Source organism: Microbacterium sp. NPDC012755, from assembly GCF_042901325.1.
Lineage (GTDB): Bacteria > Actinomycetota > Actinomycetes > Actinomycetales > Microbacteriaceae > Microbacterium > Microbacterium natoriense.
Map to the genome: position 1 here is coordinate 1,754,070 of NZ_JBIBCT010000001.1, position 26,723 is coordinate 1,780,792.

Below are 26,723 nucleotides of genomic sequence, written 5' to 3' on the forward strand. Positions count from 1 at the left end.
GCGCGAGGGGAGGGGAGTCTTACTTCTTGCCGCCGAAGAGGCCGCCGAGCAGGTCGCCGATGCCGCCGCCGGACGAACCGCTGCCGCCGCCCAGCAGACCGCCGATGATGTCGCCGATGCCGCCGGTGCTCGCACCGTTGCCACCACCGCCGAGGAGACCGCCGATGATGTCGCCCAGTCCGCCGGACTGCTGTGCGCCGGCATCTGACGTCTCCGCCTTGCCCTTGTTGGCGTTGGCGATCAGGCCCATGATGATCGGCGCGAGGATCGGCAGGAGCTTGCCGAAGTCGATGCCAGCGGTCTCCTTCGAAGTCGTGAGCTTCTCGGTGACCTCCTGCTGCTTGGCGCCGAGGATGTGCGACACGATCTTGCCGCCGTCCGCCTGGTCGATGTCGTCGACCTTGGTCGCGCCGGCGGAGCCCTCGTGACGCTTCAGCGCGTTCTCGATGGCGGAGGAGCCCTCCTCCGTGGAGGCGTTCTTCGCCAGTCCGCTCAGCAGCACGGCGCCGCCCTGCTCCACGGCGGCCTTGGCGACGTCGGGGGAGACCCCGAGCTTCTCCGCGATGTCGTCGATCGGGACCTGCGCGAGGATGTCGTCGAGAGCCATGGTGAATCCTTCCGTCTGTGGGCGTCCGCCCGTCTCAAGGCTCACAGTAGTGCGGAAGAACGGGGTGTGGGTATACGCGACCCGATACATCACGACCGGGATCCGCGGTCGATCCCTGTGGTCGCGGGGCCGGGCGGCGAGGGATCGGATGCCACTGGACGCGGCACCCGATCCCTTCACCTAAAATCGATCCATGCGCGCCGCGGACATCCAGGACGACCTTGCCCAGATCCTCGTCACTGAGGAGCAGATCATCGCCAAGCTCGACGAGCTCGCAGCGAAGGTCGCCGTGGACTACGAGGGCAAGGATCTGCTCCTCGTCGGCGTGCTCAAGGGCGCGGTGATGGTCATGGCCGACTTCGCCAGGGCGCTGCCGTTCCACGCGCCGATGGACTGGATGGCGGTGTCGAGCTACGGGGCCAGCACGAAGTCGAGCGGCGTCGTGCAGATCCGCAAGGACCTCGACAGCGACCTGAACGGCAAGCACGTCCTGATCGTCGAGGACATCATCGACTCCGGACTGACCCTGAGCTGGCTGCTGGAGAACTTCGGATCGCGCGGAGCCGAGTCGATCGAGGTGCTCGCCCTGCTGCGCAAGCCGGAGGCGGCGAAGGTCGTCATCGACTGCAAGTACGTGGGCTTCGACATCCCCACCGACTTCGTCGTCGGATACGGCCTCGACTACGACGAGCGCTACCGCAACCTGCGCGACGTCGCGGTGCTCGCACCCCACGTCTACAGCTGACCCGGCGTCGTGGCGCGATGGCGCCGACGGCCCCGCCGAGCCGTGCTCTGCGGAGGCCGGTACGCCGTGGGTGAACGCACAGCAGGCACCAAGCGCTCGCGCGATACGCTGATCCGATCATGGATGTGAAGAAGCTCACCCGGAATCCGCTGATCTACGTAGCCCTGATCGGTCTGCTGCTCTTCGGCGGCTTCCTGCTGATCTCCAACCTCGGCGCCCCGAAGCAGATCACCACGCAGGAGGGTCTCAAGCTGCTCGCCGGCGAGACCGTCACCGAGGTGGTCAACACCGACGGCGATCAGCGCGTCGACATGACGCTCTCGAAGCCGTTCGAGGGCTCGGAGTCGGTGCAGTTCTACTACGTCGACGCCCGCGCGGCAGACGTGGTCGCCGCGATCGACAAGGCCGACCCGAAGAAGGGCTTCGACGACGCCGTTCCGCGCGCCAGCTGGTTCGACGGCTTCCTCTCGCTCCTGATCCCGATGCTCCTGCTCGGCCTGCTGTTCTGGTGGCTGCTCTCCTCGATGCAGGGCGGCGGCGGCAAGGTCATGCAGTTCGGCAAGTCCAAGGCCAAACTCGTCAACAAGGAGACCCCGACGGTCACCTTCGCCGACGTCGCCGGCGCCGACGAGGCGATCGAGGAGCTCCACGAGATCAAGGAGTTCCTGCAGGACCCGGCCAAGTTCCAGGCCATCGGCGCCCGCATCCCGAAGGGCGTGCTGCTGTACGGCCCTCCCGGAACCGGAAAGACCCTGCTCGCCCGCGCCGTCGCCGGCGAGGCAGGCGCCCCCTTCTACTCGATCTCCGGATCGGACTTCGTCGAGATGTTCGTCGGCGTCGGAGCATCCCGCGTCCGCGACCTGTTCAACGTGGCCAAGGAGAACTCCCCGGCCATCATCTTCATCGACGAGATCGACGCCGTCGGACGTCACCGCGGCGCCGGACTCGGCGGCGGCAACGACGAGCGCGAGCAGACGCTCAACCAGATGCTCGTCGAGATGGACGGCTTCGACCCGAACGCGAACGTCATCGTGATCGCGGCGACGAACCGCCCCGACATCCTCGACCCCGCGCTCCTGCGTCCCGGCCGTTTCGACCGCCAGATCGGCGTCGACGCCCCCGATCTCAAGGGCCGCCAGCGCATCCTCGAGGTGCATGCCAAGGGCAAGCCGCTCGCGCAGAGCGTCGATCTCGAGGTCGTCGCCCGCAAGACCCCCGGCTTCACCGGAGCCGACCTCGCCAACGTCCTGAACGAGGCGGCTCTGCTGACCGCCCGCTCGAACGCGCAGCTGGTCGACAACCGCGCCCTCGACGAGGCCATCGACCGCGTGATCGCCGGTCCGCAGCGGCGCACCCGCGTGATGAAGGACAAGGAGAAGCTCATCACCGCGTACCACGAGGGCGGCCACGCCCTCGCAGCCGCGGCCATGAACTACACCGACCCCGTCACCAAGATCACGATCCTGCCCCGCGGCAAGGCGCTCGGCTACACGATGGTGCTGCCGCTGGACGACAAGTACTCGGTCACCCGCAACGAACTGCAGGATCAGCTGACCTACGCCATGGGCGGTCGCGTCGCCGAGGAGATCGTGTTCCACGACCCGACCACCGGCGCCTCGAACGACATCGAGAAGGCGACCTCGATCGCCCGCAAGATGGTGCTCGAGTACGGCATGACGACCGAGCTCGGCCCGGTCAAGCTCGGCACCGAGGGCGGCGAGCCCTTCGCCGGCCGCGACATGGGCCGTGGCCGCGAGTACTCCGAGACGATCGCCCAGCGGGTCGACGCCGAGGTGCGCGCCCTCATCGAGCAGGCGCACAACGAGGCCTACCAGGTGATCAGCGCGAACCGCGACATCCTCGACAAGCTCGCCCTCGCGCTGCTCGAGGAGGAGACCCTCGACCACAACCGCATCGCGGAGATCTTCACCGAGGTGCAGAAGCTCCCCGAGCGTCCGCTGTGGTTGTCGAGCGACGATCGCCCCGTATCGGAGCGTCCGCCGATCGAGGTGCCCAAGAAGGACGTCTCGCTCGCGGCATCCGTCGAGGCGCCGTCCGCTGCGCCTCGCACGCAGCCGGGATCGGCAGGTGCCGGTCACGCACGACCTGCGACGGCGTGACCGTGGCCGTCGACCGGGAACGCGTCGCACGCCTCACTCATGAGCTTCTCGAGGCGATCGGCGAGGATCCTGACCGACCGGGCCTCAAGCAGACCCCGTCGCGGATGGCGGAGCTGTACTCGGAGTTCTTCGCCGGCGTGGGAGAAGACCCCGCCGAGCCGCTCGCGCGCACGATCAGCGTGACGAGGGGACCGGCGCCCGACACGCTGCCCTCGGGTGCCGTGCTGCTGCGCGACATCCGTTTCCGCTCCGTCTGCGAGCACCACCTGCTGCCGTTCGCAGGGCACGCGCACATCGCCTACCTCCCCGGAGAGCAGGTCGTCGGGCTCGGCGCCCTCGTGCGGGTGGTGGAGATCCTCGCCGCCCGCCCCCAGGTGCAGGAGCGGCTGGGCGAGCAGATCGCCGACACCATCGCCGAGCATCTCGACACCCGTGGTGTGCTCGTCGTCCTCGACGCCAGCCACGGCTGCGTCACGATGCGCGGCGGACGTCAGCCGGAGGCGACGACCCTCACGATCGCGGCCCGCGGGGAGTACACGGATGCCGTGGCCCGCACCGAGCTCATCGCCCTGATCGGCCGGGGCGCGGAATGACCGGCATCTGGGGGATCGTCAACGTCACGCCGGATTCGTTCAGCGACGGCGGACGCTACCTCGACGTCGAGCGGGCGGTCGCGCACGGTCTGCGTCTGCGCGCCGAGGGGGCGACCGTGCTCGACATCGGCGGCGAATCGACGCGACCGGGCGCCGACCGCGTGACCCCGGAGGTCGAGCAGGCGCGCGTGATCCCTGTCATCGAGCAGCTCACCGCCGCGGGTGCGCCTGTGAGCATCGACACGCTCAATGCGTCGACCGCCGCTGCGGCGGTGCGGGCGGGAGCGCGGATCGTCAACGACGTCTCCGGAGGGCTCGCCGACCCGGAGATGCGCGCGGCGGTGGCCGAGTCCGGCGCCGACTACGCGATCGGACACTGGCGCGGGTTCTCCGCGGACATGTACGCCAACGCCGAGTACCGCCGCGTCGCGCGCGAGGTGGCGGGAGAGCTCCAGGAGCGCATGGGGGAGGCCGCGGCATCCGGCATCGCGCCGTCGCGCCTCATCATCGACCCCGGCGTCGGCTTCGCGAAGGCCGGCCAGCAGAACTGGGACGTGCTGCGCGGGCTCGACGAGATCGTCGCGCTCGGACCCCGTGTGCTCATCGGAACCTCGCGCAAGAGGTTCCTCGCCGAGACCCTCGACCAGGGTGAGCCGATAACGGAGACGCGGCGAGACCTCGCGACCGCCGTTACGAGCGCCCTCGCGGCCCGCTCGGGCGTCTGGGCGGTGCGCGTCCACGACGTGGCCGCGACGCGGGATGCGCTCGCGATCGCGCACGCCTGGGAAGGATAGACCCCCCATGTTCCCCATCGACGAGATCGCCCTCACCGGGCTCACGGTGTTCGGCCGGCACGGCGTCTACGAGCACGAGCGCCGGGACGGACAGGAGTTCACGATCGACGTGCGGCTGAACCTGCCGCTGGGGCCGGCCGCGGCATCCGACGACGTCGCCGACACCGTGCACTACGGGGAGCTCGCCGAGAAGATCGCCGCCGTCGTCGCCGGCGAGCCCGTGAACCTCATCGAGACCCTCGCGGCTCGCATCGCCGATGTCGCGCTCGAGGATCCGCGGGTCCTGTTCGCGACCGTCACCGTGCACAAGCCGCACGCTCCCATCCCGCTCACGTTCTCCGACGTCTCGGTGACCGTCCGCCGGGCCCGCCCCGAATCCGCCGTGGAGTTCTCCGCATCATGAGCCGCAACCTCACCATCCCGCCCGACATCACCGTCCCCCGCGAAGGGAGGGCGGATGCCGTCGCCGTCGTCGCCTTCGGCGCGAACCTGGGCGACCGCGAGGGCACCATCAGGAAGGCGGCGGAGCGGATCGCGCGACTGCCTCTGGTGAGCGACGTGCGCCTGTCCCCCCTGCACGAGACGGTCGCCCTGACCCTGGACGGCCCCGACCCCGACGCGCCGGGCTACGTCAACGCCGTGGCGCTGGTCACGACCCGTCTCGCACCGAGCATCCTGCTCGGCATGCTGCACGCGATCGAGGACGAGAACGGGCGCGAGCGCCAGGTGCGCTGGGGCGACCGTACGCTCGACCTCGACCTGATCGCCTACGGCGACGAGTCCTCCGACGAGCCGAACCTCCAGCTGCCGCATCCTCGCGCCGCCGAGCGGCTGTTCGTGCTCGACCCCTGGCTCGATCTCGATCCCGACGCCGTGCTCTCCGGTCACGGGCGCATCGCCGACCTCGCCGCCGCGCTGCGCAGGCAGGGGAGCGCATGAGGCGCACCTCCGCCGGCGTCCTCGTCGTGCTCGCGCTCGTCGGCGCGGGGGCGGGGTTCCTCGTCGACCAGGTGCTCACCGCGATGGGGAGGGTGACCTTCACCCCGTCTCTGCTGCTGCCCGTCCTCCTCGTGATCGTCGGCGCCGCGGCGCTCGCGCTGGCGTGGCCGGTGCGCCGGAGCGTGCGGACGGGCGTCCGCATCGATCCGTTCCGTGCGACGCGCGCCGTGACCCTGGCCCGCGCATCGAGCCTGCTCGGCGCGATCATGGCCGGATTCGGCGCCGGACTGCTGGTGTTCCTCCTGTCCCGTCCGATAGATCCACAGGTAGGGTCGACTGTGGCGATGATCGCCCTGATCGCGAGCGCGGTCGTGCTCGTGATCGCCTCGCTCATCGCCGAACAGTTCTGCACTCTTCCGAAGGATCCTGATGACTCAGAACCCCGAGAACCCTCCCCTGATCCCGGCTCCCCTGAGTTCGGCGGCAGTCACTGACGGCGGCGCCCTCGACCAGGGCACCTACACGGCGCTGCGCACGACACGCAGCGAGTCGCGGCTGGAGCTCGACGGCGTGTGGCACCAGATCTCCCCGCGCTACGTCGTGTCGCAGATCGTGCAGAACCTGATCTTCATCGCCATCGTGGTGATCGCCGCTCTCGTGCTGGCGTTCGTCCTCGGACAGCTCTGGGCGCTCATCCCCGGAGCGGTGATCGTCGTCATCACGCTCATCACGCTCATCATCCTGCCGAGGCAGGCGCGGGCGATCGGCTACATGCTGCGCGACGACGACATCGTGTTCCGCAAGGGCATCCTGTGGCAGCGGATGATCGCGGTGCCCTACGGGCGCATGCAGCTCGTCGACATCACGCAGGGACCGCTCGACCGCGCCTTCGGGATCTCGCAGCTGAAGATGGTCACGGCTGCGGCGACCACGGGCGTGCAGATCCCCGGCCTCACGCAGGCGGCGGCGGAGGCACTCCGCGACACGCTCATCGAGGTGGCCGAGACCCGCCGGACCGGCCTGTGAGCGAGCAGTTCCCCGCCCAGGCGCAGACCAAGGGCCCCGCAGCGAGCGACTCCCTCGCCGACGGCGAGTGGCATCGGATGCACCCGCTCACCCCGCTCTTCAAGGGCGGGCTGGCGCTGCTCATCATCGGCGGCTTCCTGATCGCGAACCTGCGCGACAGGCTCATCACCTGGGTGATCGACATCTTCGAGCCCGACGCGCACTACGACCAGTACAACGGCGGCGACCCCGTCGACTGGGTGCTGTCGAACAACCTGGCGATCATCGCGCTGCTGTCCGTCCTCGCCCTGGTGGTCGTGCTCATGGCGATCTTCTGGGTGATCTGGCGATTCCAGCAGTTCCGCATCACCGGCGACCACGTCGAGGTGCGCAAGGGCATCATCTTCCGCTCGCACCGCAGGGCGCCGCTCGACCGCGTGCAGGGCGTGAACCTGACCCGCCCGTTCCCCGCCCGCATCATCGGCCTCGCGAAGCTCGAGGTCGTCGGCGCCGGTACCGATGCGAACGTCGACCTCGAGTACCTCGCCACCACCCGTGCGGAGTCGGTGCGCAGCGACATCCTGCGTCTCGCCTCCGGTGCACGTGCGGCGAGGCAGGCGGCCGTGGACGCCGCGTCCGGACGCCCGGTGGCGGATGCCGCGGCGGCGCCGTCGTCGGCTCGCGCCCAGTTCGTCGGATCGGTGAACCACGGCGTCACCGGACTCATCGCCGGTGTCGACCTCGCCGACGTCGCTCCCGAGAGCGTCGTGAAGATCCCGACCGGGCGTCTCGTCGGCTCGCAGCTCATCTCGAGTCTGCTGTGGGTGGCGTTCTTCGTCATCATCCTGCTCGTCGCGACCGGCGGCATCTTCATCGGCGGCCTCATCGACGGGCAGCCGATCACCTCGGTCATCGGGCTCGGTGTGGGATTGGGCATCGGCATCCCCATGGTGATCGCCGTGGTCGGCATCACCTGGGCGCAGATCTCCAAGTCGCTGCGCTATTCGATCGCCCCCACGCCCGACGGCGTGCGCATCACCTACGGCCTGCTCACCACGGTCACCGAGACTCTGCCGCCCGGCCGCATCTTCGCGGTCGAGGTGTCGCAGTCGCTGCTGTGGCGCCCGTTCGGCTGGTGGACGATCAAGATCAACCGCATGGGCGGCAAGAGCGCGGCGCAGCAGCAGTCGGGCAGCGCGCAGCAGTTCAACATCGTGCTCCCCGTGGGCAAGCGGGCCGACGTCGAGCGTGTGCTCGGGCTGATCCTCCCCGACGCCCCCGTCGCCGACATCCCGCTGGTATGGGAGCACGGCATCCTCGGCCCGGTGGCCGGGGACCCCTACCGCACCATGCCCGCCCGCGCCTGGTGGCGTCGACCGGTGTCGTGGAAGCGGCACGGCTACGCGGTCACGGACTTCGGCCTGCTGCTGCGCAGAGGAACGGTCTGGCGCAAGCTCGCGATCTTCCCGTTGGCCCGACTGCAGGGCGTCTCGCTGTCGCAGGGGCCGATCGACCGGGCGCAGCGCGTCTCCGGCGCGCAGGTGCACTCCGTGCAGGGGCCGATCACCGGCCTGCTGTCGGGGCTCGAGAGAGCAGACGCGCTCGACCTCATCAACGGCGTGAGCCGGGCGGCCGTGCTCGCCGCCTCCCGCGATCACAGCCACCGCTGGGGAGAGCACGCCCCGGATGCTGTTGCCGTCCCGCCCGCGTACGCACCGGCGGGTTCCGGGATGCCGCCGACACCGCCGCCGTACATCCCCGGCGCTCCCGTGGCGTCTCCGACGACCCCCGCTCCGCCGGTTCCGCCCGGTACGGCTCCGGTTCCGCCGCCGTACGTGTACCCCGGTACCCCGTCGACCACGTCGGGCGCTCCGGTGCCTCCGCCCTCGACCGCAACGGCCCCGGTTCCGCCGACGTATGCGGCCCCCGCGGCGCCGCCTGTTCCGCCGGTTGCTCCGCCGACGTACGCGGCGCCGCCGGTTCCGCCGGTCGCTCCGGTTCCGCCGGCATACGTCGCCCCGCCGGCCCCGCCCGTCGCCCCGCCGGCCCCGCCCGTCGCTCCGCCGGCCCCGCCCGTCGCTCCGCCGGCCCCGCCCGTCGTCCCGCCCGCATCGACCGATGAGTGACCCCCTGCGCCGCGACGGACGCCTCGGCGTCGGGATCATCGGCGCCGGGCGAGTCGGACCGGTGATCGGCGCGGCGCTCGCCGGTGCCGGTCACGCGGTGACCGGGATGACGAGCGGCTCCGACGACGAACGCGCGTCGGCGGTGCTCCCCGGCGTCCCGGTACTCGATGCGCTCGACGTGGTCCGCCGCAGCGAGCTCGTGGTGATCGCAGTGCCGCACGATCAGCTTCCCGCCCTCGTCGCGGGGATCGCCGAGCTCGGCGGCTGGCAGATCGGTCAGCTCGTCCTGCACACCGACCCGGCCTACGGCATCGAGGTGCTGCGTCCCGCGGCCGAGCGCGGTGCGATCCCGCTCGCCGTGCATCCGGCCATCACGTTCACCGGGACGTCGATCGACCTCCGGCAGCTGCAGGCGGGGTATGCCGCCGTGACCGCGCCCGCTCCCGTCCTCCCGATCGCGCAGGCGCTCGCCGTCGAGATGGGGTGCGAACCGGTCGTGGTCGGCGAGGCCGACCGTGAGGCGTACGCGGATGCGATCGTCGCCGTGACGGAGTTCTCGCGGTCGCTCATCGGCCAGTCGACCGGACGGCTCCGAGAGATCGGCATCGAGAACCCCGGGGGGTACCTCTCGGCGCTGGTGCAGTCCACCGTGGAGCGGGCGCTGCGCGAGGCATCCGATCCCTCTCCGTTGATCTGAGTCTGCGGTGAGCCCGGTACGCGCAGCGGGCTGACGGACATCGCGCTGACCGTCGGGGGATGACGCGCGGAGTACGTGCGTCACGCCGAGGAACGTGTGCCGCGCCGAGCGGCGGATGCCCGCCGAAGGGCCGAGGCCGCCGCTCAGCGGCCTCCCGAGAAGCCTCCTCCGCCTCCTCCGCCGGAGAATCCTCCGCCGAAGGAGCCTCCCGCGCTCGAGGATCCGCTCGCGCTCGGTGCGGAGTACGAGGCGGCCGCCTGCGACGTCGCCGCGAACGCGGAGAGCTGCGAGTACACGAACGGCGCGGTGGGATCGCCGATCCAGGAGGCGCCGTGCCGCTCGTAGGCGTACACGGATTCGAGCACCTGGCCCCATTCGCGCTCCATGCCGAACAGCATCGCGTAGGGGAGGAGCCGCTCGTAGACGACGATCACGTTCGCGCTGCCGTCCTGCCGCCGCTCGGCGCCGGAGTAGGACTGCAGCATCCGGAGGCGATCGGCTTCGGCGACGCGGATGAACTCGCGCACGCCCATCAGATACTCGTGCCTCTCGGCGCCTTCGGGCGTCAGCACCGTGTGCCGTGTGAACGAGTAGATGCTCGACACGAGCACGACGAAGAGGGCGAAGCACATCGCCACGAGGGCGGGCACGGCCGTGATCCGGCCACTGACCACTCCCCAGAGCGCGAGCGCGAAGCCGACGGCGGCCACCCCGTTCGCACACCACTGCAGGATCACGGCGCCGCGGCTGCGCGCCTTGGTGGTGAGGCCCCGCGCGCTGGCGGCCTCCGTTCCCGATGTCGTCAGCGCCGTCATCTTCGCCGCGAACGTCTCGCTGCTCGTCGGCAGCGCGACCACCCCGGCATCATCCGCATCGGTGAACAGGGCGTCGAGGGCGTCGACGTCGAGCGGATCCGGGATTCGCGTGCCGGGCAGTCTCCGCAGTACCGGGTCGGGCGCTCCCTCCTCGATCCGCAGGGTGCCGCGCACGGCGAGATGCACGATCTCCGCGGGGATGGTGTCCTTGGCGCCGGGGACGATGGCCGCAGCGAGAAGCGGGGGCAGCGAGTCGGGGACGTCGTACTGGGCGACGACGATGCCGGTCGCACGGCGCCGCGATCGCGTGAAGGCTGACACGGCGAACCAGCTGCCGACCGAGAGGCCCGCGGCTCCGAGCGCCGCGATGCCCGGGACGGTGTCGGTGGTGTGGTTCGGGGTCCTGGCCGAAGGCTGTGCGACGACGCCTGGTTCGAAGCCGATGGCCACGGTGACGCCCTCGCCCGCTGCGAGTGCTCCGGTCTCGACCGTGAACCGCCCGCCGTCGCGGCCGAGCGTGCACTCATCGGTCGACCCCGAACGGCCGAGGTAGCAGCGTGAACTGCCCGTGAGCTGCGAGGTCAACGCCTCATCGAGGTCGATCTCCGCGTGGAACGACTCGATCGGCTGCGTGCTGTCGAGCGGCAGCAGGTCCCAGTAGAACTCGTCGGCGCGGCCGTCGGCGCGGTGCAGGATCACATCGCGCATCTCGTACTCGATGACGTAAGTGGTCAGGCCGTGCACGTAGGAGTCGTCTCCGGTGAGGACGAAGAGCACGCCGTCGTCCTCGTCGGTCTCGAAGGGTACGTCTGCGCCCGTGCCGTCGGTCACCGAGAGTATGCGGAGATCGAGCCCGGCGTTCTCGTAGGTCATCGGGATACCGCGGACGATGCCCCGGTTCTGGTCGGTGTCGGGGAATCGTGCGGTGAGGGTCTCCGTCGCATGCAGCCGTGCGCGCCCCTCGTCGTCGATGCCGAGCTCCATCCGGGTGTCCCAGGAGGCATAGGAGAAGTCGTCGACGTCGTCCCTTGCAGAGGGAAGCGACTGCGGGATCGACATGGCGGCCACGTCCGGGGCGCGCTCGGCGGAGGGGGATGCCGAGGCCGTTGCGGGCATCGACCAGAGCAGCCCTGCCAACGCCAGGGCGATCACAGCGGCGGCGTGGGCGAGGCGGGGTGCGGCCATGTTCCGAGGCTATCGACTGAGGCTGCGGGCAGGCGACCGCGCGCCGGTAAACTGGAGGGGACTTTCAAGGAGCCCCGCACATGACTGACGCGTCCGCCGCGCCCGAGCAGAACCCTGCGACCACCGACGAAGACATCCATGAGCAGAAGGCGGTGCGCCTCGCCAAGCGTGAGCGCCTGATCGCGAAGCGCGCGGATGCCGGCGGTGGAGCCTTCCCGGTCGGGGTCCCCGTGACGCACTCGATCCCCGCGCTGCGTGCCGAGTACGGCGAGCTCGAGGCCGGCGCCGAGACCGGCGTCGTCGTCGGCGTCGCCGGACGTGTGGTGTTCAGCCGCAACACCGGCAAGCTCTGCTTCGCGACGCTGCAGGCCGGCGACGGCACGCGCATCCAGGCGATGGTCTCCCTCGCGAACGTCGGCGAGGAGTCGCTCGCCGACTGGAAGGAGTACGTCGACCTGGGCGACCACGTGTTCGTGCACGGAGAGGTCATCTCCAGTCGCCGCGGCGAGCTGTCGATCATGGCGGACGACTGGTCCATCGCCTCGAAGGCGATCCTGCCGCTGCCGAACGCCTACTCCGAGCTCAGCGAAGAGGGTCGTGTCCGGAGCCGCTACCTCGACCTGATCGTTCGCGAGCAGGCCCGCACCACCGTGCGCGCCCGTGCGGCCGTGAACGCGAGCCTGCGTGCGACGTTCACGTCACACGACTACCTCGAGGTCGAGACCCCCATGCTGCAGGTGCAGCACGGCGGCGCCTCCGCCCGCCCGTTCATCACGCACTCGAACGCCTTCGACACCGAGCTCTACCTGCGCATCGCCCCTGAGCTCTACTTGAAGCGCGCCGTCGTCGGCGGCATCGAGCGGGTCTACGAGATCAACCGCAACTTCCGCAACGAGGGCGCCGACTCGACGCACAGCCCCGAGTTCGCGATGCTCGAGGCGTACCAGGCGTACGGCGACTACAACCAGATGGCCGCCCTCACCCAGGAACTCGTGCAGAACGCAGCCGTCGCGGTCGCCGGATCGACGACGGTGACGTGGGCCGACGGCACCGAGTACGACCTGGGCGGAGAGTGGGACCGCATCTCGATGTACGAGTCGCTCTCTGCAGCATCCGGTCGCACGGTCACTCCGCAGGACTCCGTCGAGGATCTGATCGCCTTCGCCGAGGCCAGCGGCGTCGACCTGCCTCCGCAGGCCACGCACGGCAAGCTCGTCGAGGAGCTGTGGGAGCACTTCGTGAAGGGCGACCTCGTGCGCCCGACGTTCGTGATGGACTTCCCCGTCGACACGTCGCCGCTCGTGCGCGAGCACCGCGCGATCGACGGCGTCGTGGAGAAGTGGGATCTGTACATCCGCGGATTCGAACTCGCCACGGGATACTCCGAGCTGGTCGACCCGGTGATCCAGCGCGAACGCTTCGTCGAGCAGGCGAAGCTCGCTGCACGCGGTGACGTCGAGGCGATGCCGGTCGACGAGGAGTTCCTGCGCGCCCTGGAGCACGCCATGCCGCCGTCGGGTGGCATGGGCATGGGCATCGATCGCCTGCTCATGGCGATCACCGGTCTCGGCATCCGCGAGACGATTCTGTTCCCGCTGGTCAAGTAGGACGCCCCGCTCCGCGTCGGAACGCCCACTCGGGCAGGAGCCCGTCGCTGACGATCGCATTCAGCAGTTCGGCGAGCCCGTGCTGCGGATCGATGCTGCGCACCAGATCGAGGTAGTGTGCCGCGTGAGTGGAGCGCCCGAGCGCCCACGACAGCCATGCCGCAGCCGTGAGGGGCCCGGGGCGCAGCTCTCGCGGCGCTCTGGCGGCTGCCAGCCGCACCACTGCGAGCGCGAGACGCAGCCGGTCGGGGTCGGGTGTCGGCCCGCGGCCGAGGAAGATGCCGGCGAGGTCGTCGGGGACCATCCGGCCGGTGCCGGAGAAGGCCAGCTGCGCCGACAGCGTGCGCACGCCCCCTCGCCGATCGCTCGCCCACTGCGTGAGAGCGACGTCAGGGAAGACCGGTCGAGCGAGGCACCACAGCAGCGCGGCCGTGGCGAACGCGGGCTGAGACTCCGGGGCGTCCAGCAGGAGCTCGAAGAACTCCGGGAGATCCTCGAGCATGGCGATCGCCGCGATCGCCTGCGGATTCTCCCGCCCGGTCAGGGGGCCGTGCTTCCCCCTGTCGAGGATCTCGGCCACGTCGAGAAGGGCACGTCCGACGCGTTCCTTCTCGCCCAGGTCTGCGCGGGGGAGATCGACGCCCGCCAGCTGGTCGCCGGAGACGTCTCCCACCAGGGGTGCGGTCGGGGAGGGAGCGGTGGGCGCCAGTTCCGGGTCGTCGTCGAGGTAGCTCGCCCACCCGCCCGCGCAGACGCACAGCGCGTCCACGATGCGCAGCCCGGCGTCGTCCGCGCTTCCGATGAGCTCGTCGACCTGCACACCGAGCGGGAGCACGAGCCCGTCTCCGGTTCGCGCAGGGCCGTCGTCCGGGTAGACGACGATGGCCACCCCGTCCACGCCATCCACCCTCGTGACCAGGCCGATGGCGGCCGCGGCGTACGTCGCCGGATCCGACTCGTCGTCGGGGAGGTCGAGGCGCATCGCGCCGTACGCTCTGGCTCCGATGAACGGGAGCAGGACGATGCTCCGCGTGGGCGTGAAGCCGGCGAGGACGGGGACGATGCCGAGGAACTCGGCGGAATCGGATGCACGGAGGATCGTGGTCATCCCCAGAGTGTGCTCGGCCGCAGCATCGCGTGGCGTCGGGAGAGGCCGTTGTGGATGAGAAAGCTGAGGACCCTCGAATGTGAGCGAAGAGTGGCTCGCGTACCATGGGGGCATGGAGAACTTCTGGCTCACGGCTGCCTGGTCGATTCTGCCGACCATCGCCGTGTGCACCGTCTTCTACTTCGTGATCCGCGGCATCCTCCGGTTCGACCGCACCGAGCGGCGGGTGCACGCGAAGATCGAGGCCGAAGAGCGCGCCGCGCGCGGACTCCCGCCCCGCACCTGAGCAACGTCCGCAGCATCGGCTACTGTGAAGCGAGCACCCTCCGCGGTGCCCACTGAGGCGATGTCCGCCGCAGTGACGACTCGCCGAGAGGGCAGTGCATGAGCGCCGAGGCATGGGGATGGTGGGTCGCCGCCTTCCTGGTCGCGCTCGATCTGGCGATCCGCATCACCGCGATCATCGTCATCCCGCGCAACAGGCGCCCCACAGCGGCGATGGCCTGGCTGCTCGCGGTGTTCTTCATCCCCTTCATCGGCGTGTTCCTCTTCCTCCTCATCGGCAACCCGCGGCTGCCTCGTGCCCGCCGCCGCAAGCAGGACCAGATCAACGAGTACATCCACGAGACGAGCGAGCAGCTGCACTTCGGCACGCTCCGGCCGAATGCGCCCAGCTGGTTCCCGCCCCTCGTCGAGATGAACCAGGCTCTCGGCGCGCTGCCGATCTCCGGAGACAACGGCGCGCACCTGATCTCGGAGTACCAGGAGTCGCTCGACGCGATGGCCGACGAGATCCGTCTCGCCCGGGAGTACGTCCACGTCGAGTTCTACATCCTGCAGTCCGACGCGGCGACCGACAACTTCTTCCGCGCGCTCGAGGAGGTGGCGGCCCGCGGAGTGCAGGTGCGGGTGCTGCTCGATCACTGGGCGAACCGCTGGAAGCCGCGGTACCGCCAGACGATCCGGAGACTCAACGAGATGGGCGCCGACTGGCATCTGATGCTGCCGGTGCAGCCGCTCAAGGGCAAGATGCAGAGGCCTGATCTGCGTAACCACCGCAAGCTCCTCGTGGTCGACGGCCGTGTCGCGTTCCTCGGATCGCAGAACGTCACCGACTCGACGTACAACCTGCCCAAGAACATCAAGCGCGGCCTGCACTGGGTCGACCTGATGGTGCGCATCGACGGCCCGGTGGTGCTGAGCGTGAACGCCATCTTCCTGAGCGACTGGTACAGCGAGACCGACACGGTGCTGCAGGAGATCGACATCACGCACGCCGAGACGGGTTCGGGCGATCTCGACTGCCAGGTCGTGCCCTCGGGACCCGGGTTCGAGGTGGAGAACAACCTCCGGCTGTTCCTCGGCCTGCTCTACGCGGCCAAAGAGAAGATCATGATCGTCAGCCCGTACTTCGTGCCGGATGAGGCGCTGCTGCTCGCGGTCACGGCGGCGGTCGATCGCGGCGTCGACGTCGAGCTGTTCGTCTCCGAAGAGGGCGATCAGGCAATGGTCTATCACGCCCAGCGCAGCTACTACGAGGTGCTCCTCAAGGCCGGGGTGCGCATCTGGATGTACCGCAAGCCGTACATCCTGCACACCAAGAGCCTCACGATCGACGACCAGGTGGCCGTCATCGGGTCGAGCAACATGGACATGCGGTCCTTCGGCCTGAACCTCGAGGTCTCGATGCTCGTGCGCGGCGAGGAATTCGTCGCGGAGATGCGCGAGGTCGAGGCCCAGTACCGCGCGCTGAGCCGTGAACTCACGCTGGAGGAATGGATGCAGCAGCCCCTCCGCTCGACGGTGCTCGACAACCTCGCCAGGCTCACGTCCGCCCTGCAGTAGCGGCGTCGAGAGTCCCCCCTGGAACTAGGGGGTACGGGGGAAATATCACGACGGGTAGCCTGTCAGCATGACGTCCCCCACTCGTGTCATCGCCGCCCTGTCCGTCCTCACCGCCGCGCTGCTCGTCGCGGGGTGCACCTCGACGCCCGGGGCGAGCACGCCGACGAGCTCCTCGGCGCCGTCTGCGGGATCGACCGCTCCGGGCGACGATCTCGACGACATCGAAGGCGCGCTGCTCGACGAGGGGCGCATGTTCGCCGTCGTGACCAGGGGATCGTCGACCTGTGTCCCGCAGGTCGATCAGGTCTCCGCTCAGGGGCAGACCGTCACGGTCACCCTCGTGGACGTGCAGTCCGACGGGGCCACGGAGAAGGCCTGCACGGCCGACCTCGCCCCCCGTGCCAGCATCGGCGCGTTCCCGGAGGGCGTCGACCCGACCAAGGACATCACTCTGAACGTGACGTACGGCGCGGTGACCGACGACGTCGACTTCGACGGCGACGCCGCGCTGACCGGTATCCCCGGTTCCTCGACCGACTACACCTCTTCTGCGGGATGGATCGATGACGGCGCACTCGTCCTGCTCACGTGGGGCTCGTCGAGCTGCCCGCCGGTCGTCGACTCCCTCGAAGGGTCCGGTGCAGCCGGCACCGTCACGTTCGTCACGGACGACACCCAGGTCTGCACCATGGACATGGCGCCGCGCGCGACCATCCTCGACTTCGGCGACGACGCCGTGGACGACGACGCGTTCACGCTCACCCTGTCGGGCGGCGGGCTCGACGGAACCGTGTCCGTGCGCTGACCGACGGTCGGCGCGAACCAGCGGCATCCGTCATCGTGGCGCTGCGTGAGCACGCCCGTCAGAGAGCGTGGATCGGGTGTCCGGCAGGGAGCGCGAGAAGAAGCGCGCCGGGGTCGACGCGGCACGTGATCCGTGCCGCCTCGCCGAACTCGTCGCCGTCCAGCTCGATCGGGATGGGCTTCGCAGCGGCGGCCTCGGCGGCGATCCCGCTGAAGTAGTGCACCGACGCGTCCTTGCCCCGCCGCTCGAGCACTCGTCGGCCCGCGCGGAACCGGCGGAGCACGGAGTTGTCCCACCAGATCTTGCGCCAGACTCCGAGCCAGCCGAACGCGCCGCTGGGCTGGATGACCGCGATGTCGAGTGTGCCGTCGGTGATCGACGCGTCGGGGATCAGCGCGATGCCGGCGGGGAGGGTGCCGCAGTTGGCGAACAGGATGCTCTGCACCTTGGTCGTGTGCAGCCGTCCGTCATCCACCTGGAACACCGCGCGGAACGGCTCCGCCGTCGCGAGAGAGCGCGCAGCTCCGTCGACGTAGGCGATCCACCCGACGGACTTCTTCAGATCTGCACGGGTGTTCGCGATCATGTCGGCGTCCAGCCCGATCCCCGCGAGCACGACGAATGCGTGCTCGGCCTCCTCGCCATCGGCTCTGGTGACCCTGGCCCAGCCGATGTCGATGGGATGCCGGTTCTCGCCGAGGGCGGCGCGCACCATCTCCGCCGGGTCGGCGAGCGGCAGACCCAGATTCCTGGCGAGGAGGTTCCCCGTGCCGCTCGGGAGGATCGCGAGCGGCACGCCCGTGTTCGCGATCGCCTCGGCGACCGCGCGCACCGTGCCGTCGCCGCCTGCGACGAGGACGACGTCGACGCCGCGCGCCAGCGCCTGAGCCGTCGCCCCCTGGCCGGCATCCTCGACCGTCGTGGGGTAGAAGGCCGGATGCTCCCACCCGAGGTCCCTCGACAGATCGCGGACAGTCGCGCGGAGGCGCTTCTCGTCGACCTTGATGGGGTTGTAGACGAGTGCGGCCTGGCGGCGTGCGGAAGAGCGCTTCGTCATGGCGCTACTCTAATCCCGACGATCGGCCGCCCTCGCCGCGACCGGAGAGGCGGAGGACCGGGATGGACGATGCGCGCCGCACGCTGCTGACCAGCATGATCGCGGGAGAGCCCGAGCGCCTGCGGCGGCGGAGCATCTCCCTGGGCGTCCCCATCGACGATGCCGACGACGTCGCCCAGCTCACCCTCCTCCGTGCCTGGAGGGGAATCGAGCACCTGGAGCGACCGGAGCCCGGGCAGATGTGCTCGTGGCTGGACACCATCGCCCGCAACGCCGCGATCGACCTGGCGCGGTTGCGGGCCCGACGGCCGGACGCGCCTCTCGACGAGGACACCCCGGATGACGCCGACGTGGCGGGAACCGTCGAGATCCGGACCTTCCTCGACGGTGCGCTCGCCGCGCTGCACGCGCTTCCGGAGACGCTCAGGGAGCCGCTGCTGTTGACAGCGGTCGACGGCCTCACCACGGCCCAGGTCGCGGAGCGCCTTGGCATCGCGCCGGCAACGGCCCGCCAGCGCATCTCCCGCGCGCGCAAGGCTCTGAGCGCGTGCCGGAGGTCGGGCATGGAGGCCGACTGAGGGGCCGGTGACGCCGGCCCCTCAGCATCGTTCAGGCGGTGCCGAAGGGGTTGTCGACGACGTAGCGCCAGCCGTGCTCCTCGTCGTACACGGCGACGTCAGCCGTCGTGCCGGCGAGAGCGATCTCGGATCCGTCGGGGCCGGTACCGGTGATCGTCCAGTCTGCGACGGCGAGACCCACGCCACCGGCCTCGAAGGCGCGGCGGACGGTCATGGTGATCGGCAGGTTCAGCCCCAGGAACTGCTCGAGGGCTCCGCGCACGGCGGCGTCGCCGGTGACCGGCTGGCCCGGCGCGGGCACGAAGACGACGCCGGGAGCGTTGAGGGCCATGAGGCCGTCGAGGTCACGGGCGTTGAAGCGCTCGGCGAAGGCGAGGTTGAGCTGATCGAGGGCGGTGACGGAAGTGGTCACGGGGTGTCCTTTCGTGCGAGACCGGCCGGGTGCAGGTCTCTACGGGGAAGACGACGAACGGGCGGAGTTGTGACAGGCGAGGCGCCCGGAATCGCACCCGTAGAATTGGTGGATGATCGACCTCGCTCTTCTTCGTGACAATCCCGAGATCGTCCGCCGCTCACAGGCTGCCCGTGGAAACGACCAGTCGACCGTGGATGCGGCTCTCGAGGCCGATCGATCGCGCCGTGCGGCGCTCTCCGCGTTCGAGGATCTGCGCGCGGAGCAGAACGCGTTCGGCAAGCAGGTGGCGAAGGCGCCCAAGGACGAGAAGGCCGCTCTCGTGGCGCAGGTGAAGGACCTGTCCGATCGCGTCAAGCAGGCGCAGGTCGTCGCCAACGAGGCGGCTGAGGCGGCATCCGCTGCGCTCGCGCGCATCGAGAACGTCGTGATCGACGGCGTGCCCGCCGGCGGCGAGGCCGACTTCGTCGAGCTGCGCCGCGTCGGCGAGGTGCCAGCCTTCGACTTCGAGCCCCGCGACCACCTCGAGATCGGCGAGATCCTCGGGGCCATCGACATGGAGCGCGGCGTCAAGGTGTCCGGCTCGCGCTTCTACTTCCTGCGCGGCGTCGGAGCGCGTCTGGAGATCGCGCTGATGAACCTCGCGCTCGACAAGGCGCTGCAGAACGACTTCGTGCCGCTGATCACCCCGACGCTCGTGCGTCCCGAGATCATGCAGGGCACCGGATTCCTGGGCGCTCACGCCGATGAGGTGTACCACCTCGACAAGGACGACGACCTGTATCTGGTGGGTACCAGCGAGGTCGCTCTCGCCGGCTATCACAAGGACGAGATCGTCGATCTGTCGAAGGGCGCCCTCCGCTACGCGGGATGGTCCACCTGCTACCGCCGTGAGGCCGGATCATACGGGAAGGACACCCGCGGCATCATCCGCGTGCACCAGTTCAACAAGCTGGAGATGTTCGTCTACACGACCCCCGAGGATGCCGAGGCCGAGCATCTTCGTCTCGTGGCGCTCCAGGAGGAGATGCTGACCTCGCTCGGCCTCGCCTACCGCGTGATCGATGTGGCGGCGGGCGACCTCGGTTCGAGCGCGGCCCGCAAGTACGACATCGAGGCATGGGTGCCCACGCAGGGTGCCTTCCGCGAGCTCACCTCGACGTCGAACTGCACGACCTTCCAGGCGCGGCGCCTCGACGTCCGCCACCGTCCGGAGGACGGTGGCAAGACGGCTCCGGTGGCCACGCTGAACGGCACTCTCGCCACGACGCGCTGGATCGTCGCGATCCTCGAGACGCACCAGCAGGCCGACGGGTCGGTGCGGGTGCCCGAAGTGCTCAGGCCCTACCTGGGCGGACTCGAAGTGCTGGAGCCCGTGGCGTGACCGCTCCCTGGCTCATCGGCCTCGATGTCGACGGAACCATCCTGCTGCAGGACGAGACCATGAGCCCCGGCGTGCCTGAGGCCGTCGCCCGTCTGCGCGACGCCGGCCATGAGGTCACGATCGCCACTGGTCGCAGCTGGATGGCGACCCGGCGCTACGTCGAGGAACTGGGGCTGACTCCGGAGTTCGTGGTGTGCTCGAACGGCGCGGTCACCATGCGCATGGTCGACGGCGAATGGACCAGATGGAACGTGGAGACCTTCGATCCGTCGCCCGTCCTCGCGCTGCTCCAGGACCGTCTCCCCGAGGCGCGCTACATGGTGGAGCTCGGGTCAGGACAGCGCCTGTACACGCAGCAGCTGGACGACTGGACGCTCGACGGCGGACGTCAGGTCACGTTCGAGGAGCTCGCGGACGAGCCGGTGTCGCGCATCGTCGTCGTCTCGCCGGGGCACGACGAGGAGGACTTCCACCGGCTGGTGGCGGATGCCGGCCTCAATGAAGTGTCCTACGCGATCGGCTGGACCGCCTGGCTCGACATCGCTCCGAACGGCGTCGACAAGGGCACCGCGCTCGAGCGGGTGCGCGGCGAGCTCGGCTTCGACGGCGAGCGTGTCCTGGTCGCGGGTGACGGCCGGAACGACATCGGCATGTTCGCCTGGTCGCAGTCGGTCGGCGGGCGTGCGGTGGCTATGGGACAGGCGCCCACAGAAGTGAAGGATGCGGCGGGAGAGGTGACCCTGGACGTGATCGACGGAGGCCTGGCGCGCGCCCTGAACACGCTTCCAGCCCCCGCCCAGGTCAACGCCGGAGAATAGAACTCGGCTAGACTCACGGCTTGTCGGCAGATTCGTCTGTCGGGAGGGTTGTCCGAGCGGCCGATGGAGCTGGTCTTGAAAACCAGTGGGCAGAAATGTCTCAAGGGTTCGAATCCCTTACCCTCCGCTGGTGGCTGTGAGGTAGCCCGAAGGGTGGCCGCTCAGCCACCGATCGGCTGAGTGGGATTCGTGAGGAGGACCGCCGCAGGCGGACCACCGGTTCCCGTACTCTCCGCTTCATGAGGGATGCGCCGCCGGGGAGGGCGAGCATCACCCAGAACCGAAAGGCCCCGAGTGAGTAAGAGCACCCGACGCCGTCGTACCGTCGCACGCCACGGCCAGTTGCGCACGCCAGGGCCGATCAGCCAGCTTCTGGCGTTCATCGCGATCGGCCTCGCAGTCGTGCTCGTCAGCGGCATCGCCGTGGCGGGCTACGTGGTCTACGACCTCACGAGCACGGTCAGCGCGAACGCCGTCGAGCTGGAGGGGCAGAAGGAGCTTCCGCCGGACATCGGCGCCTACGAGGGCGGTTTCAACCTGGTGCTCACGGGCGTCGACACCTGCGAGGACGCCTACAAGCAGTACTTCGGTCCCCGGTGCACCGGTAAGGACGCCGAGGGCACGCTCAACGACGTGAACCTGCTCGTCCACGTCTCCGATGCGCCTCGCCGAGTCACGGTCGTCAGCTTTCCGCGCGACATGATGGTGCGCATCCCGCAGTGCGAAGACGTCGAGGGCAACACGCACTCGGCGATGAGCAAGCAGCCGCTCAACGTCGCCTACTCGGACGCCGGACTCAACTGCGTCGTGAAGACGATCTCCGAGCTCACGGGCCAGGAGGTGCAGTTCGCCGCATCGGTCACGTTCGGCGGAGTCATCGAGATCACCAACGCGATCGGGGGAGTGGACGTGTGCCTCGCCTCTCCGATCCGCGACAAGAACACCGGTCTCGACCTTCCCGCGGGCAACCACACGATCTCGGGCATCACCGCCCTGCAGTTCCTCCGCACCCGCTACGGCGTCGGCGATGGCAGCGACCTGGGACGCATCGGCAACCAGCAGCAGTACATGTCGAACCTCGCGAAGAAGCTCATCAGCAGCGAGACCCTCGGCAATGTGCCGGTGATGCTCAAGCTCGCGACGACCGCGATCGACAATCTCGAGCCGAGCGAGTCGCTCGCCGATCCGATGAAGATCGTGCAGATCGCCCTGGCTCTGAAGTCGGTCAAGTACGAGGACATCGTGTTCCTCCAGTACCCGACGGTCACGGATCCCGACAACGCGAACAAGGTGGTCGCGAACAAGACCGCCGCGCAGGCGATGTGGGACGCGATCAACGCGAACGCGCAGCTTCGGGTGACTCACGAGAACACCAACAGGGATGGCGTCGTCGTCACCGATCCCGGCACCGCGACCGAGACCCCGGTCGACCCGGGCGCGACGCCAGACCCGACCGCGACTCCGGAGAATGTGGTGGCGCTCCCCAACTCCATCAAGGGGACCTCTGCCGCTCAGACGGTCTGCTCCAACGGCAAGGTCAACTGACCCGTTCCTGCTCAGCGCCGCGGCGCGAGGGCGTCGATGAGGCGCTCGACGATGTCGGCCATGTCGACGCTCGGATCGATCATCCACTGCAGCTGCAGGCCGTCGGCGACCGCCTGCAGCACCCGCGCCATGGTGTCGGGGTCGAGGGCCGGCTCGCGCGTGGTGTCGCGGTGGAACCCGGCGGCGACCGCCTCCCGCAGCCGCTCGCTCCGGTCGAGGAAGTACGCGTGGGCGGGATGCTCGGGGTCGACGGCATCCACCGCGAGCCGTGAGAAGAGCTCGACGAGGCCGGGCACCTCGGTGTTGTGGCGGATGACGGCGATGAGTCCGTCTCGGGGGTCGGCGTCGTCGGAGAAGCGCGGATCCATGCCGTCGTGCTCGTCGCGTTTGCGGAGGACGGCGGTGAAGAGCTCCTCCTTCGACCCGAAGTAGTGCAGGAGCGCGGCGGGGGTCACCCCGACCACCTCCGCGATCTGCTTGAGGGAGGCGTTCTGATACCCCCTGCGGCCGATCACCTCGAGGGCGCTCTCCAGGATCTCCTCGCGGCGCGCCACGCCCTTCGCGTATGAACCTCGTCGTGCCATGCATCCGAGGGTAAACCTGAACAACGTTTGATATCGAATCCTGACTGTCGTATGGTTTTCGCAGGACATCGCCGTCGCCTGTGAAAGGAACCCTCATGACCGATAACCCGGCATCCGACCTCACCCTCGAGGAGAAGGCGTCGCTCACCAGCGGCGCGGACTTCTGGACAACCAAGGCCATCGATCGCGCGGGCATCCCGTCGATCATGATGACGGACGGCCCCCACGGGCTCCGCAAGCAGGCGGGCGGCACGGACCACCTCGGTCTCGCGAGCAGCGTTCCCGCGACCTGCTTCCCCCCAGCGGTGGGCATCGGCTCGTCGTGGGACCCTGAGCTCATCGAGCGCGTCGGTGCGGCGATCGGCGTCGAGGCCGCGATCGAAGACGTCGCGGTCGTGCTCGGCCCCGGCATCAACATCAAGCGCTCTCCGCTGTGCGGACGCAACTTCGAGTACTTCTCCGAGGATCCGATCGTCTCCGGCGTGCTCGGTGCGGCCTCGGTGCGCGGTGTGCAGTCGCAGGGCGTCGGCACGTCGCTCAAGCACTTCGCCGCCAACAACCAGGAGTTCGACCGGATGCGGTCGAGCTCCGACGTCGACCCCCGCCCCCTGCGCGAGATCTACCTGCGCGGCTTCGAACGCGTGGTCAAGGACGCAGCGCCGTGGACCGTGATGTGCTCGTACAACCGTCTCAACGGCGTGTGGACCTCTGAGGACCCGTGGCTCCTCACCAGCGTGCTCCGCGACGAGTGGGGCTTCGATGGACTCGTCGTCTCCGACTGGGGCGCCGTGAACGACCGCGTCGCCGGAGTCGCCGCGGGTCTCGACCTGGAGATGCCCGCATCGGGCGGGCGCACGGATGCCCAGCTCGTCGCCGCCGTGCGCGCGGGGGAGCTCGCAGAGAGCGTGCTCGACACCGCGGCATCCCGCGCGATCGATCTGGTGCGCAAGTCGGAGCGGCGCCCGGTCGTCGCTGGTCCGCTGGATGTCGACGCCCATCACGCGCTCGCGCGTGAGGCCGCTGGTCGCTCGATCGTGCTGCTCAAGAACGACGGCGGCGTGCTGCCGCTGTCCCCGTCGCAGAAGGTCGCCGTCATCGGCGCGTTCGCCGCCGAGCCCCGCTTCCAGGGTGCGGGCTCCTCGCTCATCAACCCCACACGGGTGGATGCCGCTCTCGACGCTCTTCGCGCCGTCGCGGGCGATGCCGTGTCGTACGCTCCCGGATTCGCGGTCGAGGGCGGGGCGATCGCGGCGTCAGGGCGCTCGGCTGAGGAGCTGCGCGCCGAGGCCGTGTCTGCGGCGTCGTCGGCCGAGGTCGCGGTCGTCTTCCTGGGGCTGCCCGCCGCGGAGGAGTCGGAAGGCTTCGACCGTGAGCACATCGACCTCCCCGCCGCGCAGCTCGCTCTGCTGGACGCCGTGCTCGAGGTGAACCCGAACACGGTCGTCATGCTCTCCAACGGCGGCGTCGTCGCGCTGCCCTTCGCCGACCGGGTGCCCGCGATCGTCGAGAGCTGGCTGCTCGGACAGGCCGGAGGCAGCGCTGTCGCCGATGTCCTCTACGGAACCGTGAACCCCTCGGGCAAGCTCACCGAGACGGTGCCCGTGCGTCTCGAGGACACCCCCTCCTACGGCAACTTCCCCGGCGAGTTCGGCCACGTCCGCTACGGCGAGGGGCTGCTCGTCGGCTACCGCTGGTACGACGCCAAGGGGCTCGACGTGACCTTCCCGTTCGGCTTCGGCCTGTCGTACACGACGTTCGCGTACGGAGAGGCGACGGCATCCGTCACCGAAAGCGGCGACATCGCCGTGTCGTTCGCGCTGACGAACACGGGTGACCGTGACGGCCGCGAGGTCGCGCAGGTGTACGTGTCGCTGGCGGGGTCGATCGCGCAGCGTGCGCCGCGCGAGCTCAAGGCGTTCTCCTCCGTCGAGCTCGCCGCGGGGGAGACCCGCACCGTCGAGGTCGTCGTGCGCCGAGAGGACCTCGCGTACTGGGACATCCGCGTCGACCGCTTCGTCGTCGAGGGCGGCGAGTACACCGTCGAGGTGGCGGCATCCAGCCGCGACATCCGCTCCACGGTCGCCGTGGCGGTGGAGGGCGACGCCGTCGTGCTGCCTCTCACGATGAACTCGTCGATCGGCGACGTCGTGGCGCACCCGGTCGCAGGTCCCATCGTGATGGGCGCGCTCGGCGGCTTCATGGGCGAGCTGACCGGCGCCGACTCCTCGGCCGCGTCGATGATGCCCAATGACGAGGCGATGCAGAAGATGATGGCGTCGTTCCCGATCGGTCGCCTGGTCGGCTTCCCCGGCATCGACGTGACCTACGAGCAGGTCGAGCAGCTGCTCGCCGCGGCGAACGCGGGCGCGGTGCCGCAGGGCTGACCGGCGCACCGTCGCTGCCCCACCGGCGCCCCTCCTGTGCATCTGCAGAGGAGGGGCGCCGGCATGTGCGGAGGGCAGACGATGGATGCCGGCATCGACCCCGTGTCAGTCGAACTTCGGCAGCGTCAGCGCCTGCCAGGTCTCCGGGCCGACGACGCCGTCCGCTGGTGGAGCGAACATCGTCTGGAAGCTGCGCACCGCGGCATCCGTCTGCGGGCCGAACGAGCCGTCGACGGCGAGCGGCGCAGGGAGCAGAGTCTGCACGGCGCGCACCGCCTCCCCGGTCGCGCCGAGCGAGACGGTGTCGATCAATGCGGGCCAGTCGAGGAGGCCGACCGTCGTGCTGATGAAGGTCGCCCGCAGCGTCTGCTGGAACGCCTGGATCGCTGCGCCGCTGAGGGGTCCGAAGGCGCCGTCGGCGGCGATCGTCGCTCCGCGATGCCGCAGCAGATGCTGGGCGGCCAGCACCCGCCAGTTCGAGTCCTGCGTCGCCCCCACCTTCACGAGCGGCCAGAGATCGGTGCCCGGGATGAGCGCGCTCAGGAACGACCAGGTCTCGTAGCCGGCGGCGCCGTCCTGCCCGAGCCCCCACGCCCACTGGAACTGGCGCACGCGGTCGGCGGTGAGCGGACCGAAGTCGCCGTCGACCACCAGCGGGTCGAGCCCGGGCGAGGGCACGAGCCCGAACTGCTGCACGGCGCGCACCGCGTCTCCGTGATCGCCCTGCTGGCTGGCGACGTAGAGGTGGGGCCAGGTCTGCGGCCCGACCACGCCGTCGGAGGGCAGCCCGACGGCGGTCTGCCGGGCGGACACGGCCGCCGCGGTCTGCGGCCCGTAGACGCCGTCCACGACCACGGTGTGGCCGTGGACGCGCAGGAAGTACTGGATGCTCCGCACCGGCGCCCAGTCAGCGCCAGGTCCGATCGTGCTCCACGGTGCGACGTTCATCGTCTTCTCCTTCGTCGGCGAA

General features: G+C 69.6%; 26 protein-coding genes and 1 tRNA gene. 20 read left to right on the forward strand and 7 right to left on the reverse strand.

Translation table 11 applies throughout. From position 1 onward, the window contains the following. Positions 1 to 19 precede the first annotated feature (19 nt). Positions 20 to 607 carry a DUF937 domain-containing protein gene (locus ACFY5A_RS08065; protein WP_105674881.1) on the reverse strand — a complete coding sequence of 196 codons (588 nt, stop codon included), beginning with the start codon at positions 605 to 607 and terminating at the stop codon, positions 20 to 22. Between the two features lie 193 nt (positions 608 to 800). On the opposite strand from ACFY5A_RS08065, the gene hpt reads away from it, so the two are divergent. From hpt to ACFY5A_RS08115, 10 genes are all read left to right on the forward strand, one after another. Beyond that, positions 801 to 1,352, forward strand: coding sequence for a hypoxanthine phosphoribosyltransferase (gene hpt, locus ACFY5A_RS08070; protein WP_105674879.1), 552 nt, complete (start codon positions 801 to 803; stop codon positions 1,350 to 1,352). 119 nt (positions 1,353 to 1,471) lie between these two features. Beyond that, the gene (gene ftsH, locus ACFY5A_RS08075) at positions 1,472 to 3,472 is read left to right on the forward strand and encodes an ATP-dependent zinc metalloprotease FtsH (protein WP_105674877.1); all 2,001 of its coding nucleotides are present in this window, start codon (positions 1,472 to 1,474) and stop codon (positions 3,470 to 3,472) included. 2 nt (positions 3,473 to 3,474) lie between these two features. Continuing rightward, the gene (gene folE / locus ACFY5A_RS08080) at positions 3,475 to 4,065 is read left to right on the forward strand and encodes a GTP cyclohydrolase I (RefSeq protein ID WP_105674901.1); all 591 of its coding nucleotides are present in this window, start codon (positions 3,475 to 3,477) and stop codon (positions 4,063 to 4,065) included. Continuing rightward, positions 4,062 to 4,859 carry a dihydropteroate synthase gene (folP, locus tag ACFY5A_RS08085; RefSeq protein WP_387233017.1) on the forward strand — a complete coding sequence of 266 codons (798 nt, stop codon included), beginning with the start codon at positions 4,062 to 4,064 and terminating at the stop codon, positions 4,857 to 4,859. Before folE ends, folP begins: the two co-directional genes overlap by 4 nt. Before the next feature lie 7 nt (positions 4,860 to 4,866). Then, the gene (gene folB, locus ACFY5A_RS08090) at positions 4,867 to 5,262 is read left to right on the forward strand and encodes a dihydroneopterin aldolase (RefSeq protein ID WP_341940382.1); all 396 of its coding nucleotides are present in this window, start codon (positions 4,867 to 4,869) and stop codon (positions 5,260 to 5,262) included. Beyond that, positions 5,259 to 5,798, forward strand: coding sequence for a 2-amino-4-hydroxy-6-hydroxymethyldihydropteridine diphosphokinase (folK, locus tag ACFY5A_RS08095; protein WP_341940381.1), 540 nt, complete (start codon positions 5,259 to 5,261; stop codon positions 5,796 to 5,798). Before folB ends, folK begins: the two co-directional genes overlap by 4 nt. Beyond that, entirely contained in the window at positions 5,795 to 6,292 is a 498-nt protein-coding gene (locus tag ACFY5A_RS08100; protein ID WP_341940380.1) for a DUF3180 domain-containing protein, read from the forward strand. The genes folK and ACFY5A_RS08100 overlap by 4 nt, the downstream gene beginning before the upstream one ends. Next, positions 6,228 to 6,824 carry a PH domain-containing protein gene (locus ACFY5A_RS08105; RefSeq protein WP_105674867.1) on the forward strand — a complete coding sequence of 199 codons (597 nt, stop codon included), beginning with the start codon at positions 6,228 to 6,230 and terminating at the stop codon, positions 6,822 to 6,824. Before ACFY5A_RS08100 ends, ACFY5A_RS08105 begins: the two co-directional genes overlap by 65 nt. Next, complete coding sequence (locus ACFY5A_RS08110; RefSeq protein WP_387233022.1) at positions 6,821 to 8,929, forward strand: PH domain-containing protein; 2,109 nt, start codon at positions 6,821 to 6,823, stop codon at positions 8,927 to 8,929. Before ACFY5A_RS08105 ends, ACFY5A_RS08110 begins: the two co-directional genes overlap by 4 nt. Further along, a complete protein-coding gene (locus ACFY5A_RS08115; RefSeq protein ID WP_387233026.1) occupies positions 8,922 to 9,626 on the forward strand; it encodes a DUF2520 domain-containing protein in 705 nt (234 codons plus the stop codon). The genes ACFY5A_RS08110 and ACFY5A_RS08115 overlap by 8 nt, the downstream gene beginning before the upstream one ends. Positions 9,627 to 9,769: 143 nt before the next feature. Here ACFY5A_RS08115 and ACFY5A_RS08120 read toward each other — a convergent pair whose 3' ends face one another. Continuing rightward, the gene (locus ACFY5A_RS08120; protein ID WP_387233029.1) at positions 9,770 to 11,626 is read right to left on the reverse strand and encodes a DUF2207 domain-containing protein; all 1,857 of its coding nucleotides are present in this window, start codon (positions 11,624 to 11,626) and stop codon (positions 9,770 to 9,772) included. Positions 11,627 to 11,706: 80 nt separating this feature from the next. On the opposite strand from ACFY5A_RS08120, the gene lysS reads away from it, so the two are divergent. Further along, positions 11,707 to 13,233 (forward strand): lysine--tRNA ligase, encoded by a 1,527-nt coding sequence (gene lysS / locus ACFY5A_RS08125; RefSeq protein WP_341940376.1) that lies wholly within the window; start codon positions 11,707 to 11,709, stop codon positions 13,231 to 13,233. Here lysS and ACFY5A_RS08130 read toward each other — a convergent pair. After that, the gene (locus ACFY5A_RS08130; protein WP_387233032.1) at positions 13,226 to 14,341 is read right to left on the reverse strand and encodes a DUF4192 family protein; all 1,116 of its coding nucleotides are present in this window, start codon (positions 14,339 to 14,341) and stop codon (positions 13,226 to 13,228) included. The two genes, lysS and ACFY5A_RS08130, sit on opposite strands and share 8 nt — an antisense overlap. Before the next feature lie 112 nt (positions 14,342 to 14,453). Here ACFY5A_RS08130 and ACFY5A_RS08135 point away from each other — a divergent pair, with 112 nt between their 5' ends. The 3 genes from ACFY5A_RS08135 (at position 14,454) to ACFY5A_RS08145 (ending at position 16,991) form a co-directional block, all read left to right on the forward strand. After that, complete coding sequence (locus ACFY5A_RS08135; protein ID WP_181155902.1) at positions 14,454 to 14,627, forward strand: hypothetical protein; 174 nt, start codon at positions 14,454 to 14,456, stop codon at positions 14,625 to 14,627. A 98-nt stretch (positions 14,628 to 14,725) separates the two neighbouring features. Then, on the forward strand, positions 14,726 to 16,186 hold the full coding sequence (gene cls / locus ACFY5A_RS08140; RefSeq protein WP_105674857.1) for a cardiolipin synthase: 1,461 nt from the start codon (positions 14,726 to 14,728) through the stop codon (positions 16,184 to 16,186). Between the two features lie 67 nt (positions 16,187 to 16,253). Further along, complete coding sequence (locus ACFY5A_RS08145; protein ID WP_387233036.1) at positions 16,254 to 16,991, forward strand: hypothetical protein; 738 nt, start codon at positions 16,254 to 16,256, stop codon at positions 16,989 to 16,991. A 58-nt stretch (positions 16,992 to 17,049) separates the two neighbouring features. Here the strand turns inward: ACFY5A_RS08145 and ACFY5A_RS08150 are convergent, their stop codons facing one another. Continuing rightward, on the reverse strand, positions 17,050 to 18,048 hold the full coding sequence (locus ACFY5A_RS08150; protein WP_341940371.1) for a diacylglycerol kinase family protein: 999 nt from the start codon (positions 18,046 to 18,048) through the stop codon (positions 17,050 to 17,052). Positions 18,049 to 18,110: 62 nt separating this feature from the next. On the opposite strand from ACFY5A_RS08150, the gene ACFY5A_RS08155 reads away from it, so the two are divergent. Continuing rightward, on the forward strand, positions 18,111 to 18,626 hold the full coding sequence (locus ACFY5A_RS08155) for an RNA polymerase sigma factor (RefSeq protein WP_341940370.1): 516 nt from the start codon (positions 18,111 to 18,113) through the stop codon (positions 18,624 to 18,626). Positions 18,627 to 18,657: 31 nt separating this feature from the next. On the opposite strand, the gene ACFY5A_RS08160 is transcribed toward ACFY5A_RS08155, so the two are convergent. Beyond that, positions 18,658 to 19,038, reverse strand: coding sequence for a nuclear transport factor 2 family protein (locus tag ACFY5A_RS08160; protein WP_341940369.1), 381 nt, complete (start codon positions 19,036 to 19,038; stop codon positions 18,658 to 18,660). Positions 19,039 to 19,150: 112 nt separating this feature from the next. Here ACFY5A_RS08160 and serS point away from each other — a divergent pair, with 112 nt between their 5' ends. From serS to ACFY5A_RS08180, 4 genes are all read left to right on the forward strand, one after another. After that, entirely contained in the window at positions 19,151 to 20,422 is a 1,272-nt protein-coding gene (gene serS, locus ACFY5A_RS08165; protein WP_341940368.1) for a serine--tRNA ligase, read from the forward strand. Then, a complete protein-coding gene (locus ACFY5A_RS08170; protein ID WP_341940367.1) occupies positions 20,419 to 21,240 on the forward strand; it encodes an HAD family hydrolase in 822 nt (273 codons plus the stop codon). The genes serS and ACFY5A_RS08170 overlap by 4 nt, the downstream gene beginning before the upstream one ends. Before the next feature lie 42 nt (positions 21,241 to 21,282). Continuing rightward, a tRNA-Ser gene (locus ACFY5A_RS08175) sits at positions 21,283 to 21,367 on the forward strand. Between the two features lie 167 nt (positions 21,368 to 21,534). Next, positions 21,535 to 22,785 carry an LCP family protein gene (locus ACFY5A_RS08180; protein ID WP_387233042.1) on the forward strand — a complete coding sequence of 417 codons (1,251 nt, stop codon included), beginning with the start codon at positions 21,535 to 21,537 and terminating at the stop codon, positions 22,783 to 22,785. Positions 22,786 to 22,796: 11 nt separating this feature from the next. Here the strand turns inward: ACFY5A_RS08180 and ACFY5A_RS08185 are convergent, their stop codons facing one another. Beyond that, positions 22,797 to 23,369: a helix-turn-helix domain-containing protein gene (locus ACFY5A_RS08185; protein ID WP_341940365.1), complete on the reverse strand. Its 573-nt coding sequence runs from the start codon at positions 23,367 to 23,369 to the stop codon at positions 22,797 to 22,799. A gap of 95 nt (positions 23,370 to 23,464) precedes the next feature. Here ACFY5A_RS08185 and ACFY5A_RS08190 point away from each other — a divergent pair, with 95 nt between their 5' ends. Beyond that, complete coding sequence (locus ACFY5A_RS08190) at positions 23,465 to 25,753, forward strand: glycoside hydrolase family 3 C-terminal domain-containing protein (protein ID WP_387233046.1); 2,289 nt, start codon at positions 23,465 to 23,467, stop codon at positions 25,751 to 25,753. A 105-nt stretch (positions 25,754 to 25,858) separates the two neighbouring features. Here ACFY5A_RS08190 and ACFY5A_RS08195 read toward each other — a convergent pair whose 3' ends face one another. Continuing rightward, positions 25,859 to 26,701, reverse strand: a complete 843-nt coding sequence (locus ACFY5A_RS08195; protein WP_387233049.1) for a peptidoglycan-binding protein — start codon at positions 26,699 to 26,701, stop codon at positions 25,859 to 25,861. Positions 26,702 to 26,723 lie beyond the last annotated feature (22 nt).

Excerpts from the sequence above, each read along its gene's own strand:
- ACFY5A_RS08065 (WP_105674881.1), bottom strand. The coding sequence starts at position 607 with ATGGCTCTCGACGACATCCTCGCGCAGGTCCCGATCGACGACATCGCG.
- hpt (WP_105674879.1), top strand. The coding sequence starts at position 801 with ATGCGCGCCGCGGACATCCAGGACGACCTTGCCCAGATCCTCGTCACT.
- ftsH (WP_105674877.1), top strand. The coding sequence starts at position 1,472 with ATGGATGTGAAGAAGCTCACCCGGAATCCGCTGATCTACGTAGCCCTG.
- folP (WP_387233017.1), top strand. The coding sequence starts at position 4,062 with ATGACCGGCATCTGGGGGATCGTCAACGTCACGCCGGATTCGTTCAGC.
- folB (WP_341940382.1), top strand. The coding sequence starts at position 4,867 with ATGTTCCCCATCGACGAGATCGCCCTCACCGGGCTCACGGTGTTCGGC.
- folK (WP_341940381.1), top strand. The coding sequence starts at position 5,259 with ATGAGCCGCAACCTCACCATCCCGCCCGACATCACCGTCCCCCGCGAA.
- ACFY5A_RS08100 (WP_341940380.1), top strand. The coding sequence starts at position 5,795 with ATGAGGCGCACCTCCGCCGGCGTCCTCGTCGTGCTCGCGCTCGTCGGC.
- ACFY5A_RS08105 (WP_105674867.1), top strand. The coding sequence starts at position 6,228 with ATGACTCAGAACCCCGAGAACCCTCCCCTGATCCCGGCTCCCCTGAGT.
- ACFY5A_RS08115 (WP_387233026.1), top strand. The coding sequence starts at position 8,922 with ATGAGTGACCCCCTGCGCCGCGACGGACGCCTCGGCGTCGGGATCATC.
- ACFY5A_RS08120 (WP_387233029.1), bottom strand. The coding sequence starts at position 11,626 with ATGGCCGCACCCCGCCTCGCCCACGCCGCCGCTGTGATCGCCCTGGCG.
- lysS (WP_341940376.1), top strand. The coding sequence starts at position 11,707 with ATGACTGACGCGTCCGCCGCGCCCGAGCAGAACCCTGCGACCACCGAC.
- ACFY5A_RS08130 (WP_387233032.1), bottom strand. The coding sequence starts at position 14,341 with ATGACCACGATCCTCCGTGCATCCGATTCCGCCGAGTTCCTCGGCATC.
- ACFY5A_RS08135 (WP_181155902.1), top strand. The coding sequence starts at position 14,454 with ATGGAGAACTTCTGGCTCACGGCTGCCTGGTCGATTCTGCCGACCATC.
- cls (WP_105674857.1), top strand. The coding sequence starts at position 14,726 with ATGAGCGCCGAGGCATGGGGATGGTGGGTCGCCGCCTTCCTGGTCGCG.
- ACFY5A_RS08145 (WP_387233036.1), top strand. The coding sequence starts at position 16,254 with ATGACGTCCCCCACTCGTGTCATCGCCGCCCTGTCCGTCCTCACCGCC.
- ACFY5A_RS08150 (WP_341940371.1), bottom strand. The coding sequence starts at position 18,048 with ATGACGAAGCGCTCTTCCGCACGCCGCCAGGCCGCACTCGTCTACAAC.
- ACFY5A_RS08155 (WP_341940370.1), top strand. The coding sequence starts at position 18,111 with ATGGACGATGCGCGCCGCACGCTGCTGACCAGCATGATCGCGGGAGAG.
- serS (WP_341940368.1), top strand. The coding sequence starts at position 19,151 with ATGATCGACCTCGCTCTTCTTCGTGACAATCCCGAGATCGTCCGCCGC.
- ACFY5A_RS08185 (WP_341940365.1), bottom strand. The coding sequence starts at position 23,369 with ATGGCACGACGAGGTTCATACGCGAAGGGCGTGGCGCGCCGCGAGGAG.
- ACFY5A_RS08190 (WP_387233046.1), top strand. The coding sequence starts at position 23,465 with ATGACCGATAACCCGGCATCCGACCTCACCCTCGAGGAGAAGGCGTCG.
- ACFY5A_RS08195 (WP_387233049.1), bottom strand. The coding sequence starts at position 26,701 with ATGAACGTCGCACCGTGGAGCACGATCGGACCTGGCGCTGACTGGGCG.